The following is a 15196-nucleotide window of genomic DNA, read 5'->3' as shown; positions in this document are numbered from 1 at the left end:
TTTATAATTCTACTATAGGAATATAAACTGATAAGTCCTATGTTTTTACTAATATCCTATTTCATCCGATATAAATTAATTTAATTAATGTTACTAGAGTATGACCACACCTTACATCTAACCCATCAATGTTTAATTAAAAATATCCCGCTTACTAAATATCGACCTAGCAAATCGCCACATGACTTTCGGTTTGGTCAGCCATTGAATCTTTGCATTATTGTTTTGATTCTCAAGGACTTTCTCCGCAAGGAATTTCGTTACCGGTTCAACCTTATCACCCAGGATATTGAAAATTTTCCGGTTCTGTTCATCAAGGGATTTCCGTAAAAAATCAGTTGCTACCATTCCGGGACTAAGCGTGCCCATTTTTATATTTGTCTGCTTGGCTTCAATTGCCAGTGAGCGGGTAAAATAGCTGACGGCACTTTTAGATGTTCCATACAAAGTCATCTTTTCGCGCATCATCCCATTGCTGCCGAAGCCCTCCATGTTAAAGATTTGGCCGTAGCCTTGTTTTAACATGTGATTGAAAGCAACATGACAGCCATTCATAACACCTTTTAGGTTAGTATGAATAACTTTATCATAGGCCTCTTCGTCTAGTTCCCAGAAGTACCTCCGCTCTTGATCAATGCCAGCATTATTGATCCAAATATCGATCGTGCCAAAATGTTCTTCAGCGTAATTCCACAATTGCTCCATTTCTTCCCGTTTATGTACTGCTACAGCAAACCCTTCTACAATATCAGGATACATTTCTCTTAGACTTTGCAATGCAGTATCAACACTTTTCTGTAATTGTCCATTTATCATGACCCTGCAGCCTGCCCGTAAAAATTCTCTAGCCAGTCCATAACCAATTCCTCTTGTACTCCCCGTAATGACAACATGCTTCATGCTTTTGCCAACTCCATTTCCATGAAAAATCGAGTAACTATTAACTCCATTATATGACTTTTTTCGCTGTACATAGGCTGCTGGCAAATGATAATCATTTAGATTTCGTGAACATTAACCCCTTTTCAATACATCGCATTGTACCTAAAGCTCGTTTTTGCTCCGCTCCGATTCTTCACCTGCCGTAAGGTCAAGTATAAATCCAGCTGGTATCGCTCTTCCGCCGGATAACGATTGTGTTGAGGGCCGAGTTTTACCTACAGACTTTTGATACTCATCATACAAATCAATATCCTCCACCGTCAGTAAAGATTCATTTTCCCAATTTCTAAGAATCCCGACAACATAGTTCAGTCTTCATTTGTTATTGGCACAAGCAATCTTCATCGCTTTTAATATCACTTCTTTTAGTTGTAAAAAGCCGTCCCTTCTACAAAAAAAGCCCCTTTCACAGCATTAAATAAAGGAAACCTCCTTTTTTAATGCTCTAAGGGATCTGATGAATCGACGCACTTTTCATTCATTTTTTCTTATTCTTTTGATTTGTTTTTGAATTATTATTTTTGTTATTTCCACTCTTAGATGCAGTATTGCTCTTCTTTTTGTTGTTGTTTGCTTTTTTTGCCAACAGAATCATCCTTTCGAAAAAATTTACATGAATCGTACTATAGAATATTCATGTCCAACGAAAAATTTCAAAAGGAAACAAAAAAAAGGCGGTGCTTCTTCCTATGCATCATCTGCATTACGGGATTAAGTTCCAGCTCTTTTTCCAGCAATACAAATCCATATAACTTGCCTTATAACAAGCTGTTTCTTTATAATGGTAATATAGGGAAATTCCCTAAAACCTTTTTATCCATTTCCATTATCTCTGCCAATCATTCTTCTAAGACATTACTCACTACACACCTATGAAACTTTAATACTCCATTTCAACAACATGATATTTCTTCTTGTACCTTGTAAAAATTTTTATTCTCATTATTCTAGACTTTTTATAGTTAATAATTTATTATAATGACTATATAATAATTATTATAAATAGCATTTAATAATTATTATAATTAATGTGTCATAGTTTTTAAAACTAGATACATAATTATATATATTTATAAATTTACATAAAAGGAGAGATGAAAAAATATGGATGCTAAACACAATGGCAACATCGAGGGATGCCCGTTTCACGGCGGTGCAACTAGTGTCAAATCTAGTGGTACAACAAATCGGGACTGGTGGCCCAACGCGTTAAATTTGAATATTCTTCGTCAACATGACAAAAAATCGAACCCAATGGGAGAAGACTTTGATTATACAGAGGAATTTAAAAAGTTAGACTACGCTGCACTTAAGCAGGATCTTCGTGAACTCATGACAACCAGTCAAGATTGGTGGCCTGCTGACTATGGCCATTATGGTCCTTTCTTTATCCGGATGTCATGGCACGCTGCCGGTACATATCGTTCCGGCGATGGCCGTGGCGGCGGCGGAACGGGCAACCAGCGCTTTGCTCCACTTAACAGCTGGCCTGACAATGCAAGCTTGGATAAAGCCCGACGACTTCTTTGGCCAATTAAGCAAAAGTATGGTAACAAGATTTCGTGGGCCGACTTGCTTGTACTAGCAGGTAATGTTGCCATAGAAGATATGGGTGGCCCGACAATCGGTTTTGGAGCAGGACGTGCAGACATTTGGCATCCAGAAGAAGACATCTATTGGGGTAATGAAACAGAATGGCTCGGTGATAATCGTTATACTGGCGATCGTAACCTTGAAAATCCTCTCGCTGCTGTTCAAATGGGACTTATCTATGTTAATCCTGAAGGTCCAAACGGTAAGCCGGATCCGATAGCCTCGGGTCGCGACATTCGTGAAACCTTTGCACGAATGGGAATGAACGACGAAGAAACGGTTGCGCTCATTGCCGGCGGCCATACTTTTGGTAAGGCACACGGTGCAGGTGATGCTTCTCACGTTGGCAGAGAGCCAGAAGCTGCTCCTATTGAAGCACAAGGCTTAGGCTGGATAAACTCATACGGCTCCGGTAAAGGCCGTGACACAATCAGTAGCGGTATTGAAGGTGCATGGACCGCTAACCCAACACAGTGGGATAATGGCTATTTTGAGCTATTGTTTGGTTATGAATGGTGGCTGACAAAGAGTCCTGCAGGAGCATGGCAGTGGCTTATTGTCGACCCTGCTGAGGAGCATCTTGCCCCAGATGTGGAAGATCCATCGATTAAAGTGCCAACGATGATGACCACTGCTGACATGGCCTTGCGTCATGATCCAATATACGAGAAAATTGCTCGTCGTTTTTATGAGAATCCAGAAGAGTTTGCCGATGTATTTGCCCGCGCCTGGTTCAAGCTGTTACACCGTGATATGGGTCCTAAAGCAAGATATCTCGGTCCGGAAGTTCCGGAAGAAGATTTCATCTGGCAGGATCCTGTACCAGCTGGAAATTATGATTTAACAGATGCTGATATTGCCGAGCTTAAAGCGAAAATCTTAGACTCAGGATTAACAGTTAGCAAGCTAGTAACCACTGCATGGGCTTCTGCCAGTACCTATCGCGGATCAGACCATCGCGGCGGTGCCAATGGTGCCCGAATCCGTCTTGCACCACAAAAGGATTGGGAAGTGAATCAACCTGAACAACTGGCACAAGTTCTTCAAGTACTGGAAGGGATTCAGAAGGATTTCGAAAAAGAAGTCAGCTTGGCCGATTTGATTGTACTAGGCGGTAGTGCTGCAATTGAAAAAGCAGCCCAAGATGCAGGCTTTGATGTAAAGGTTCCGTTTGCTCCTGGACGCGGTGATGCAACCCAAGAACAAACAGATGCAGAAAGCTTTGAAGTGCTGGAGCCTGTCGCTGATGGTTTCCGAAATTATCAAAAGCAGCAGTTCAGTGTAAGTCCGGAAGAGCTGCTAATTGATAAAGCACAACTATTAAACCTTACAGCACCGGAAATGACCGTTCTTATTGGCGGTATGCGTGTTCTGGGTACAAACTATGGCGGCACTGCACACGGCGTATTCACCGATTCTGTAGGTAAACTCAGAAACGACTTCTTTGTGAACTTGCTTGATATGGGAGTGGCTTGGAAGCCTGTAGATGGAGTTGTCTATGAAGGACGCGACCGCCAAACTGGTGAAGTAGTGCGTACAGCGACTCGAGTAGACCTCGTATTTGGTTCAAACTCCGTCCTCCGTTCCATTGCAGAAGTATATGCTCAGGATGATAACAAAGAGAAGTTTGTCCGTGACTTTATCGCTGCCTGGGTTAAGGTAATGAATGCCGACCGCTTTGACCTTAAGGCAGTTGAACAGAAGAAAGCCCAATTAACAGGGAAGTAAGTATAGGTTAGGTGTTTTTAGTTTTCTATGTTATACTTTCTATACCATTTGATTTACCGTTTTATTTTCCCTGCTCATAACTGAGTGGGGTTTTTTATTTTATTAAATATATGGGGAAAATAAAAAAGACATACTCTTATGCAAGAGTATGTCTTATATTATCTGTTATTAAGCTTTACGAACGTTAGCAGCTTGTGCTCCACGTTGACCTTGCTCAACGTCAAAAGTCACAGATTGACCTTCTTCAAGAGTTTTGAAACCTTCGCCTTGGATAGCTGAGAAGTGAACGAATACGTCTTCTCCACCTTCACGCTCGATGAATCCGAAACCTTTTTCTGCATTAAACCATTTTACTTTACCATTTTCCATGTTTGTTGCCTCCTAGTGTGTACTTACACACATTGTAATACTATCCTTGATCTCAGTGATCATTAAGACGAAAGTTAATCTTTTACTAATCTTAACACTGAACAAAAATAATTCTTTATAAAGATAACATTATTTGAAACAAATTACAAGGAAACACTACTATTTTTTTAGGGAACTTATTCATATCCGCAGTTTCTATAAAAAACACCTTATTAAATCAGAATGATAAAAACGAGGCTTAAACAATTTTTTAAGATGTGGAGACATAAAAAAAAATGATGTTGAATCATTTTAAAAAAAGGAAAAGCTGGTCAGAACTTTGGACAATAACCGCTGACCATAATATGGACTTAAACGACTTGTTGGCTTAACAAATCATTTGCCTGATTTACAGTAATACCATTAATAAAACTTAATTCACTAATAAAAATCTTCCGTGCATTCTCTAGCAGATGCTTTTCATTTTGGTTAAGAGGCTTATTTTTATTAATGCGCATTAAATCCCGCACTACTTCCGCTCCGTCTATAATATTACCTGTTCTAAATTTCTCGAAGTTAATTTTGTATCTTTCTTTCATGGAAAGACTAGTATCGGTTTGCCCATTATAGAAAATATTCAATACTTTTCGAAGCGTAGGTTTATCAGCAGCTAAGCGAATCCCCGATTTCTTTTCCATTCCGATAGGAATCATGACTTGCATTTTGCTGCTTGCCAGGTTTATAACATAATACTGTTGTTTCTTACCTAAGACTTCCTTTTCTTCTATAGCCTCAATAACCCCTGCTCCCTGCATTGGATAAATAATGAAATCACCAATTTGAAACAAACTACAACACCTCCGAATTTTGAACCTTTTTAAGTATATCATATAACTTGATTTTTATCAAATTTTTTTATTTTACCACAGTTTATTTATTAGAGTCAAGATATTTTTCGTGAAAAATCATAGTTTTTTTGCAGTTGGGAAATCCTGCTAGATAGGTTGTTTTTCCCGAATATATTCTTTTTTTGCCTCTAATGTGGTTTAGCAGAAATCATGTCGAAAAAATGACAATTAAAGTCGATTTATTGATTATTACTATTATCCATAGTAATATAGTGTTACAAGTGTTAATCCTATTTACGGGGCCGAGTGGGGTACTGGTGTCCTCCTCAGTCTTCAAAACTGCACGAGACCTGCGTGCCAGGTCTGCTGGGTTCGATTCCCAGGCGGTCCCGCCAAAAGAATACATACTTCAAAACGCACAGTGATTGTGCGTTTTTTTTGATTCCTTCCCCTTCTACTATCGTGATTACTTGTCAGTTGGCCAAAAAACAGACTATAATAAACTGAATAAACGTTTTTGTAGGTGAATTGGTATGTCTGAGCTTCATGGCTGGTTTTTATGGTTCATCCTGTTTTGGGTTGTTTTTTTAGTGGTTATGATGGCGATTGGCGGCTTTTTTATGTTCCGTAAGTTTTTGAAAAAGATGCCAAAAGAAGATGGCAAATCCGTTATGGATTGGGAAGAATATTACGTTAACGAATCGCGCCATTTATGGGGGCCGGATGAAAAGGCTCTGTTAGAGGACTTGGTGAGCCCTGTTCCTGATTTATTCCGCGATGTAGCCCGTCACAAGATTGCCGGTAAGATTGGCGAACTAGCAATTAAGGAAAAAGTTCCAAGAATCACCGAGGATTTGGTGATTCGCGGGTATATCCAGGCAACACCGAAACGAGATCATAAATTTTTACGAAAAAAGTTGTTTGAAAACAGTATTGATGTTGCACCGTATGAGCATTTATTCTAAAAACCGTCATGATCAAGACGGTTTTTTTCTTTTTGGGGACTTTTCGGGGAATATTAACTACTTTTTTCTTACATTATTTAATATATCCGCGCTATTCTTCAATATATCTGCGATTGTTGTGCATATATCCGCGAAAAAATAATTATATCCGCGATATTCTTGATATATCCGCGCTCGCGAAAATTCATACAAAAAAACTGACCCTTGAAAGAGTCAGTTTTTATTGAAGTTCCCGTTGAAGCTTTTTATAGGAACGGTACATAGCCACACGCCATGGCACAATCATGCTGAAAGCCAGTAAGAAGAACATCCCGCTCAGTTGGCCAATATCAATACTTGCACTCAAGATTGACTTCAATGCAAGCCGGAAAACTAATAATCCAACTAAGATAAAAACAAACGCTTTGGACCTTTTTAAATAAATATCATGATCTCGGATCTCGAATTTTGAGGTTTTAATTAATAAAATGGAAAATAACATGCCCACCACGACGGCCTCAACAATTTCCAACGGCGTCAATCTGAATTGCGGTACCAGATACATGAATGCTCCAGTCGACATGAACACCGGCGGCATAATTATTTTTTTCACATTTGTTGGTTTCTTAGCAGCCTTCATTCGCACGAACAAAGCGAAAAAACCCATAAATACAGCGCCAATTGAAGAAATCACCACGTAATTCAATTGAAGTCCTTCTTCCTTTTATATAAATAATTTCACTAAACATTATAGCTCAAAACATTAAAAATAGTTATTATTTTTCACTGTATTTCTGCTGCCAATATTGAAAACCACGTGTAACAAAGACAAAAAAAAGGAAAAACCATATGGATTATTCCAATATGGTTTTTAGAAGCCTTGAAATCCGCCAAATAACGGTGATAAAATCTGAATGATCTTAGTCATCCAGTCAAAGAATAACACGATACCCATAATAATCATAATGTAGCCGCCAATTTTCATGATTTTGACACTGTGTTTCTTAATCCAATTCATCCGGCCGACAAAGAACGATAAGATGAAGAACGGAATCGCAAATCCTAGTGAATAGGCAATCATGTACATAACACCTGAACCTGGATTGGTTGCTACCAGTGAAATAACGAAGCCAAGAATCGGCCCGGTACACGGTGTCCAGCCGGCCGCAAAGGCCATCCCGATTAAACTTGAGCCAATATAGCCTGACGGGCGATTTTTAAATTCAATTTTTCGATCCTTCATTAAAAATTCAGGTTTCAAGATGCCGACAATCATTAAGCCGAAGAACACAATAAAAATGGCCCCAAGCTGACGGATTAAATCTTTGTATTCTCTGAAAAAGCTGCCGACAAAGGTCGTTCCAAAGCCAATAGCGATAAAGATGACGGAAAAACCGATCAGGAAAAATAAAGTATGCAGCATGCTGCGTCTTTGAAGCATCGCATTTTCACCTTTTAGCTCCCCGACTGACATTCCGGTTATGTATGATAAAAAGGCGGGATATAACGGCAAGCAGCAAGGCGAAATAAAGCTTAAAAAACCTGCTCCAAACGCCATAAATATATTTACATCAGACATATTAACACTCCCACAGTAGTTGATACCCTTTCATTCTAACAAATCTTTTCCCTAATTGATAATGATTAACATGAACATTTTGTGTCGCTGTTCATTTTTCCAAAAATGTGTGGAATTTTCTAATTATAAAAAAATTCTTAAAATGGGTATTTATTGACATATACCTTTGAAATAATTTACAAGTTAGGGTATACTAGTAAAACAGTGCAAATTTAGTAGTCTTTAATTCTCTTATTTTTTCCAAAGTTTAGGAGTTTTCCAGAAAGGACAGCGGCCGTGATCAAACAGGATTTAGTTACTCTTATTGAAAAAAAGCGTGCTGAATTGATTAAAGCAGCAAGTGCCAACGGCTTGACCTCCACCGTCGTTATTCGTTACAGCCAAGAACTGGATCACCTACTAAATGAATATAATCGAATCTTTTTAACAAAAGTTTCCTCGTGATATAGGAAAAAGCCTGGGTAAGTACCCAGGCTTTTTCTATTAATTAATCGCTTCTATCAACCCGTTTTGCAGCAGGTACATTTTATGGTAGAGTCCGCCATGTGCCAACAGTTCCTGATGCGTCCCGCGCTCGACAATTTCCCCTTGGTGCAGCACCAGAATTAAATCCGCATCCTGAATCGTCGACAGCCGGTGGGCAATCGCGATGGTTGTCCGCCCTTTTCTCATCTTGGCAAGTGCGGTCTGAATCGCTTCTTCGGTTTCTGTATCAATATTGGCCGTCGCTTCATCAAGCACCAAAACCTTTGGATTGGCGGCGATCGTCCTTGCAAAGGCAATCAATTGCCGCTGACCGCTTGAAAAAGTAGAACCCCGCTCCACTACTCGATGGTTATAGCCATCTTCTAGCTTATCGATAAACGTATTCCCCTGCACGAATTTTGCCGCTTCTTCGATTTGTTCATCACTCATCGAATTATCGTGCAATCTGATATTATCCTTGACAGTTCCAAAGAACAGGAATGGGTCTTGTAAAACAAGCCCTAATTTGTCCCTTAGGTCATGCTTTGAATAGTTGCGGATTGATTCCCCGTCAATCAGGATTTCACCTCGTTCAAATTCGTAGAACCGCATCATCAGATTAATAATAGAACTTTTACCGCTGCCGGTATGGCCAACCAGTGCGACCGTTTCACCCGGATTAGCTGTGAACGAGATATTTTTTAACACATCGCGCTTACCATCATAAGAAAAACTTACATTATTAAATTCAATTTTCCCTTGTTGGATCGTCTGGGTTTGTTGTTCCTGTTGGCTAGGTGACAGTTCCTCTTCGTCAAGCAGCCTAAATACCCTAGACCCGGCAACAATGGCCTGCTGGAATAGCGAAAGCCGCATCATCATTTGGTTAACCGGTTCAAAGAAGCGGTCCAAATAGTTGATAAACGCATAGATGACACCAATTTTCACAGAAGTCTCAAACGACGTAATGCCAAAATAGCTCAATACAATAATCAGAGCAAAAATGTAAATCAAATCGATGGCGGGTCTTAACAGCAGTCCATCAATTTTAATATTCTTCATTCCTGCCTGATAGTGTTTGTCATTGATACTGCCAAATTCTTGTCGCAGGCGCTTTTCTTGACGGAATACCTGGATAATGGCCATCCCCTGTAGTGATTCGCTTAACTTGGCATTCAACTGGCTCAGTCTTTCCCTCATATCCAAATAATAGCGCGCGCTTAATTTTCGATATAATGCCATTACAAAAATCAAAATTGGTATAATAATTACGCAGAACAACGCCAGTTTCACGTTTAGTATAAACATGGCAATAAAAATGCCCGACAGCAGGAATCCACTCTGAATAAACGTTGAAATGACCGTTACGAACATATCTTTAATCGCTTCGGTATCATTCGTCACCCTCGAAACGATACTGCCTGCTGGCGTTTTATCAAAATATTTCAAGCCAAGCGCCTGTACTTTTGAAAAAACGTCAATCCGTAGCTGCTGGATGATATATAAGGCAATTTCCTGGAATTTCACCAATTGAAAAAACAACAGGATGCCTTTGACAATTTGGATTCCCATGTAGGTACTACCAAGTATTAGCAGCGGCTTGAATTCAAGGTTGCCTGGTGTTAAATAATCGTCGAGAAAGATTTTTACTAGTAACGGCAGGACAATATCCCCTACTGTCGTTAATACCAACAGCAAAAAGGCCCATCCAATCATTTTTTTATGTGGTTTTGTATAGGAAAGCAAACGGAATAATACCTTTCTTTGTTCGCGTCCTGATAGCTCTATTTTTTCATCCATTTTATTGTCCCCCCAGCTCAACCAACTCTTCTAGCTGCTGGCGCAAATACATTTCCTTATACCATCCCTCACCATTCATCAATTCTTCATGGGTGCCTCTTTCGATAATGCGGCCTCCCTCAAGAACGATGATTAGATTGGCATGCTGAATCGCACTGAGCCGGTGCGAGGTAATGATGGTGGTTTTCCCTTCCCGATTTTTCCTTAATGAAGAAAGAATCGCTTCCTCGGTTTTCGCATCAACTGCTGAAAGGGAATCATCAAGAATCAAAACTTCGGGATTCATCAATAGTGCACGGGCAATAGAAATTCGTTGTTTTTGACCGCCTGATAAGGAAACCCCGCGCTCGCCCACGACGGTTTGATAGCCATCTGTAAATTGAAGGATGTCTTCATGAATATTGGCCAATTTAGCAGCATGTTCAATCTCCTCATGTGTTGCAAACGGATTCGTAAAAGCGATGTTCTCTGCAACGGTAGCTGAAAATAGAAAATGGTCCTGCGGCACGTAGCCGATGGCCTCGCGCAATTTTTCAAGCTTGTAATTTTGAAGTTTGTTTCCACCGAAGCTGATCTCCCCGTGTTCACCTTCAAACTCGCGAATCAACAGTTTCAATAGTGTTGTTTTTCCTGCTCCTGTCTTACCGACAATTCCCAAGGTTTCACCGCGTTTAAGTGAAAAATAAACATCCTGTAGAATCGGCCGTGTTTCCCCAGGGTACGTGAAGTCTGCAATTTTATAGTCCAAATCACCGTTAGGGACTAAATCGAGCGCATCTTCACGGTCTCTGATTTCAACCTTTTCTCGCAGCAAGGCGGCCACACGGTCATAAGAAGCCCGGCCGCGCTCGACGATATTGAACAGCCAGCCAAATGCCAGCATTGGCCAAATTAGCAAGCCCAAATAGGTGGTAAACGCAATTAATTCACCGATTGTCAGTTCACCTGCAAGAACATACTTTGCCCCAAACACAATCGCCAAGAAATATGAGATTCCTACAATAATAGATATGGTAGGGTCATAGAGTGAATCGATTTTGGCCACAATAATATTTTTATGGACCACATCCTGCGACTGCTTGCGAAAGTCCTCAATGTCCTCCTGCTCCTGGCCAAAGGTTTTTATTACCTTAATCCCCATGATGCTCTCCTGGGTTTTATCATTTAAGGAGGAGAACGCCTCCTGTGCCTTGTAAAAGCTTTTATGCAGCATCGTCCCAAACCAACTGGTCAACATTGCCATAAATGGCATGGGGATCAGACAGATTAACGTCAGTTTCCAACTAATCGTAAAGGCCATCGCAATGATGACAAAGCCTCCGGTTGATAATGAATCAACAAGGGTAAGCACTCCGGCCCCTGCCGTTTGTTGGATGGCAGCCAAATCATTCGTGGCATGGGCCATAAGGTCGCCTATCCGGTTTTTTTGATAAAACGACGGAGACATATTGGTAAAATGATGATAAAGCCGGTTTCGTAGTATTTTACTTAATTTCACGGCTGAGCCAAAAATCATAATTCTCCAATAATATCGAAGGCCATACATGCCGACCCCAATACCTATCAGCACTAAGACCCATTGTAACAATAGGCCCTTTGTCATCGTTCCATCATTAATATGGTCGGCAATAATTCCGATGATCTTTGGCGGCAGCACCTGTAGCAAGGCGACCAATAATAATAGAAAAACGCCTGATATATACGCTTTTTTCTCCTGTTTAAAAAACCAACCCAAATGTAAAAATACTTTCATACTCTTTCCCCCGACATCATTAGACTTCCTAAAACCATTTCTCTCTCTATTATTTCGCTTACCGAGGTATTTATTTTATCAAATATTTCTAAAATAATAAAGATTAAGACAGCTATAGACAGAAAAAAGCACCCATTTGGACATGAGTGCTTGTACCAACTTATTTTGATTGCTTATTCATCGCGTTCATCATTTGGTTAATTTTCTTCTGCGATGGCTTTTGACCCATCTGCATCATCATTGTTTTCAGCATTTGCTCATTAATTGGCGGATTTTTCTTTAAGTAGCTCATCATATATCTACGAGCGATGAAAAATCCTAGCGCTATACCAGCTGCAAGTGCCAGTATACCAACTAGAATATAACCCCACATTCAAATTTCCTCCTTCATGTTGTCTACCATACTACAGTTTACTAAATAAAACGGGATAAGACAATATCTCGTTTTATTTAAACAAATTTTCTTTCTTTAATTGGCTTTAACCAGCCGAAACGTTCATGTTCCAAGTCGATGGCTAGAAAGGATGCTTCGGATTTTCTCAAAACCTCGAAAAAAGCCGTTTCCGCTTCATAGCTTCCTTCTGCCTCGACTGTGATTAAATCCTGATACACTTCTAATTTTGCTATACTTAATTTCCCACTTAATTGGATTGTATATGCACCATGGTCAGCTTTAAATCCCTTTGTCTTTCCAAGCTGCTTTTGAATCAGCTGATGGATCTTTAATACTTCTAACTTCTTTGTAATAAAGGCAATTTGCCGCTCTATAATAAATTCAAGTTCCCCTTTTGCTTGTTGATATTCCTTGAAGAGTTGAAAAAACACGCGCTCTCGTCCGAAGTAATGGGTAGCAAATTCATCTTCTATTAAATAAAGCTGATATTTTCTCACTTAGACCTCTCCTTCACAGACATCCCTTTTATCCATTATAAAAAAAGAGACCGGAAACATTTGTCTTACCGCGGCAAAAACTTTCACTAATTTTGTCGATTTGCTATATCCCTAAGTAATTCGACAGAGTTTATACGATTTCCTGCATATTTTTTCATTGTTCATATTTTTGTAAAAAAAAGAGAGAACGGACCGTAGTCCATTCTCTCACTGTAATAATTATTTTTGTAATAGTGCCTTTACGCGGGCAACGACGTTATTTACACTGAAGCCGTATTCTTCCATAATCTTTTCACCAGGTGCAGATGCGCCAAATTTATCAATGGCCAAAACATCGCCTTCATCCCCAGTGTATTTATGCCAGCCGAAGGATGCGCCAACTTCAATGCCAAGGCGTTTCTTCACGCTTTTCGGAAGAACTGAATCTTTGTATTCCTGAGACTGTTGTTCAAAGCGATCCCAAGACGGCATGCTGATAACAGATACGTGAATTCCATCTCCAGCAAGAGTTTTTTGCGCTTCGACCGCTAGGCTTACCTCAGAACCGGCAGCTAAAAGCAGAGCGTCAGGTGTTTCTTTATCAGCAGGGGAAACAACATATGCACCTTTTGATACACCATCATAGGCATTTTCTTCAGTACCTTTTAATGTCGGCAAATCCTGACGAGTTAACACGAGTGCAGTCGGTTTATTGGTCGACTCAACTGCCAGCTTCCAGGCTGCAGCTGTTTCATTGCCATCAGCCGGACGAATAAGCGAAAGACCTGGCATTGCCCGTAGTGCGGCAAGTTGTTCAATCGGCTCGTGTGTTGGGCCATCTTCTCCAACAGCAATACTGTCATGTGTAAAGACGTAGGTTACAGGTAAGCCCATTAAGGCAGCAAGACGGATGGCTGGACGCAAGTAATCAGAGAATACAAAGAATGTACCGCCAAATACTTTTAACCCACCGTGCAGAGCCATACCATTCATCGCAGCGCCCATCGCAAACTCACGAACACCAAACCAGAAGTTGCGCCCTTCATAGCTTCCAGGCATATAATCCTTAGTGCCTTTAATCATCGTTTTATTGGAACCAGCAAGGTCAGCAGAGCCCCCGACAAAGAACGGCAGATTTTTCGCAATTCCGTTTAACGCTTCACCAGAAGAAGCACGGGTAGCTAGCCCCTTTCCTTCGCTGTAAACAGGAACGTCCTTATCCCAGCCTTCTGGAAGCTCATTACTTAAAGCTAACTGGAGCTGTTCGGCCAATTCAGGATATTCATTTTTATACTGGGCAAACAGGTCATTCCATTCCTTTTCCTTCTTCGCCCCATTTTCAACGATCAGATTCTTGAAGTTTTCATATACTTCGTCTGGTACATGGAAATCTTCTTCAAATGTCCATTTATAAGCTTCTTTCGTAAGCTTTAGTTCATCCGCTCCAAGCGGTGCCCCGTGAACGCCAGATGTTCCGGCACGGTTTGGTGAACCATACCCGATTGTTGTTCTTACTTCAATCATGGTTGGTCTTTCAAGGTCGCTTCTGGATTCTTCAAGTGCCTTTGCAATTTCCTCAAAATTGTTGCCATCTTCGACACGAAGATATTGCCACCCATAAGATTCAAAGCGATTTTTTACACTTTCCGAGAATGACTTATTCAAATCACCATCAAGTGAAATATCGTTGGAATCATAAAGAACCACTAATCTACCTAATTTCAAGTGTCCGGCAAGAGATGCTGCCTCGGCAGAAACACCCTCCATCAAGTCACCGTCGCCACAAATACTGTATGTAAAATGATTGACAAGTTCATAATTATCCTTATTATAGACGCTTGCAAGATGACGCTCTGCCATTGCCATACCAACAGCCATTGCAATCCCTTGACCAAGTGGTCCGGTAGTAGCTTCTACCCCTTCTGTATGTCCATACTCTGGATGTCCTGGCGTCTTACTTCCCCATTGGCGGAATTGTTTTAGGTCATCCATTGATAGATTATAGCCGGATAAATGGAGCATGCTGTATAAAAGTGCCGACCCATGTCCTGCAGATAGAACGAAGCGGTCACGGTTAAACCAATGTGGATTTTTCGGATTATGGTTCATGTACCTTGTCCATAATGTATAGGTCATTGGGGCTGCCCCCATCGGCATGCCTGGATGTCCTGAATTTGCCTTCTCGATTGCATCGATTGAAAGCGTACGAATCGTTGTTACTGATAATTCATCAATAGAATTAAACATCAATTACATCCTTTCTTGATCTCTAGGATAATAAACACACCATTAATATTATATTTCAATGGCCATTTATTCAACAATT

Annotated in this window: 13 protein-coding genes and 1 tRNA gene; 4 read left to right on the top strand and 10 right to left on the bottom strand. The window is 40.4% G+C overall.

Annotated features, from left to right (window positions below; genetic code table 11):
- Positions 1-132 precede the first annotated feature (132 nt).
- The gene (locus tag ACZ43M_RS10605; RefSeq protein ID WP_464507367.1) at positions 133-900 is read right to left on the bottom strand and encodes an SDR family oxidoreductase; all 768 of its coding nucleotides are present in this window, start codon (positions 898-900) and stop codon (positions 133-135) included.
- 1146 nt (positions 901-2046) lie between these two features.
- Here ACZ43M_RS10605 and katG point away from each other — a divergent pair.
- Positions 2047-4263, top strand: coding sequence for a catalase/peroxidase HPI (gene katG / locus ACZ43M_RS10600; protein WP_464507366.1), 2217 nt, complete (start codon positions 2047-2049; stop codon positions 4261-4263).
- Between the two features lie 168 nt (positions 4264-4431).
- Here katG and ACZ43M_RS10595 read toward each other — a convergent pair whose 3' ends face one another.
- Both ACZ43M_RS10595 and ACZ43M_RS10590 read right to left on the bottom strand, forming a co-directional pair.
- Positions 4432-4632 carry a cold-shock protein gene (locus ACZ43M_RS10595; RefSeq protein ID WP_464507365.1) on the bottom strand — a complete coding sequence of 67 codons (201 nt, stop codon included), beginning with the start codon at positions 4630-4632 and terminating at the stop codon, positions 4432-4434.
- A gap of 350 nt (positions 4633-4982) precedes the next feature.
- Positions 4983-5459, bottom strand: a complete 477-nt coding sequence (locus tag ACZ43M_RS10590; RefSeq protein ID WP_464507364.1) for a CarD family transcriptional regulator — start codon at positions 5457-5459, stop codon at positions 4983-4985.
- A 298-nt stretch (positions 5460-5757) separates the two neighbouring features.
- Between ACZ43M_RS10590 and ACZ43M_RS10585 the strand changes: the two genes are divergently transcribed.
- Positions 5758-5854 (top strand) — tRNA-Sec (locus ACZ43M_RS10585).
- A gap of 138 nt (positions 5855-5992) precedes the next feature.
- Positions 5993-6424 carry a DUF2621 domain-containing protein gene (locus ACZ43M_RS10580; protein ID WP_464507363.1) on the top strand — a complete coding sequence of 144 codons (432 nt, stop codon included), beginning with the start codon at positions 5993-5995 and terminating at the stop codon, positions 6422-6424.
- 220 nt (positions 6425-6644) lie between these two features.
- Here the strand turns inward: ACZ43M_RS10580 and ACZ43M_RS10575 are convergent, their stop codons facing one another.
- Complete coding sequence (locus ACZ43M_RS10575) at positions 6645-7109, bottom strand: CcdC family protein (protein WP_464507362.1); 465 nt, start codon at positions 7107-7109, stop codon at positions 6645-6647.
- A gap of 165 nt (positions 7110-7274) precedes the next feature.
- Entirely contained in the window at positions 7275-7982 is a 708-nt protein-coding gene (locus ACZ43M_RS10570; RefSeq protein WP_464507361.1) for a cytochrome c biogenesis CcdA family protein, read from the bottom strand.
- A gap of 276 nt (positions 7983-8258) precedes the next feature.
- On the opposite strand from ACZ43M_RS10570, the gene ACZ43M_RS10565 reads away from it, so the two are divergent.
- Positions 8259-8426 carry a Spo0E family sporulation regulatory protein-aspartic acid phosphatase gene (locus ACZ43M_RS10565; RefSeq protein ID WP_464507360.1) on the top strand — a complete coding sequence of 56 codons (168 nt, stop codon included), beginning with the start codon at positions 8259-8261 and terminating at the stop codon, positions 8424-8426.
- A 39-nt stretch (positions 8427-8465) separates the two neighbouring features.
- Here ACZ43M_RS10565 and ACZ43M_RS10560 read toward each other — a convergent pair whose 3' ends face one another.
- The 5 genes from ACZ43M_RS10560 to tkt all read right to left on the bottom strand — a co-directional run bounded on the left by ACZ43M_RS10560 (position 8466) and on the right by tkt (position 15117).
- The gene (locus ACZ43M_RS10560) at positions 8466-10247 is read right to left on the bottom strand and encodes an ABC transporter ATP-binding protein (RefSeq protein WP_464507359.1); all 1782 of its coding nucleotides are present in this window, start codon (positions 10245-10247) and stop codon (positions 8466-8468) included.
- Between the two features lies 1 nt (position 10248).
- Positions 10249-12000 (bottom strand): ABC transporter transmembrane domain-containing protein, encoded by a 1752-nt coding sequence (locus tag ACZ43M_RS10555; protein WP_464507358.1) that lies wholly within the window; start codon positions 11998-12000, stop codon positions 10249-10251.
- Positions 12001-12160: 160 nt separating this feature from the next.
- On the bottom strand, positions 12161-12373 hold the full coding sequence (locus ACZ43M_RS10550; RefSeq protein ID WP_464507357.1) for a YneF family protein: 213 nt from the start codon (positions 12371-12373) through the stop codon (positions 12161-12163).
- A 77-nt stretch (positions 12374-12450) separates the two neighbouring features.
- Positions 12451-12891 carry a sporulation inhibitor of replication protein SirA gene (gene sirA / locus ACZ43M_RS10545; protein ID WP_464507356.1) on the bottom strand — a complete coding sequence of 147 codons (441 nt, stop codon included), beginning with the start codon at positions 12889-12891 and terminating at the stop codon, positions 12451-12453.
- 219 nt (positions 12892-13110) lie between these two features.
- The gene (gene tkt / locus ACZ43M_RS10540; RefSeq protein ID WP_464507355.1) at positions 13111-15117 is read right to left on the bottom strand and encodes a transketolase; all 2007 of its coding nucleotides are present in this window, start codon (positions 15115-15117) and stop codon (positions 13111-13113) included.
- Positions 15118-15196: the final 79 nt, after the last annotated feature.

The organism is Neobacillus sp. B24, from assembly GCF_055381825.1.
This window is presented reverse-complemented; position numbering and strand designations above follow the sequence as displayed.

Coding starts and splice junctions, on each gene's coding strand:
- ACZ43M_RS10605 (WP_464507367.1), bottom strand. CDS start 900: ATGAAGCATGTTGTCATTACGGGGAGTACAAGAGGAATTGGTTATGGA.
- katG (WP_464507366.1), top strand. CDS start 2,047: ATGGATGCTAAACACAATGGCAACATCGAGGGATGCCCGTTTCACGGC.
- ACZ43M_RS10595 (WP_464507365.1), bottom strand. CDS start 4,632: ATGGAAAATGGTAAAGTAAAATGGTTTAATGCAGAAAAAGGTTTCGGA.
- ACZ43M_RS10580 (WP_464507363.1), top strand. CDS start 5,993: ATGTCTGAGCTTCATGGCTGGTTTTTATGGTTCATCCTGTTTTGGGTT.
- ACZ43M_RS10570 (WP_464507361.1), bottom strand. CDS start 7,982: ATGTCTGATGTAAATATATTTATGGCGTTTGGAGCAGGTTTTTTAAGC.
- ACZ43M_RS10560 (WP_464507359.1), bottom strand. CDS start 10,247: ATGGATGAAAAAATAGAGCTATCAGGACGCGAACAAAGAAAGGTATTA.
- ACZ43M_RS10555 (WP_464507358.1), bottom strand. CDS start 12,000: ATGAAAGTATTTTTACATTTGGGTTGGTTTTTTAAACAGGAGAAAAAA.
- ACZ43M_RS10550 (WP_464507357.1), bottom strand. CDS start 12,373: ATGTGGGGTTATATTCTAGTTGGTATACTGGCACTTGCAGCTGGTATA.
- tkt (WP_464507355.1), bottom strand. CDS start 15,117: ATGTTTAATTCTATTGATGAATTATCAGTAACAACGATTCGTACGCTT.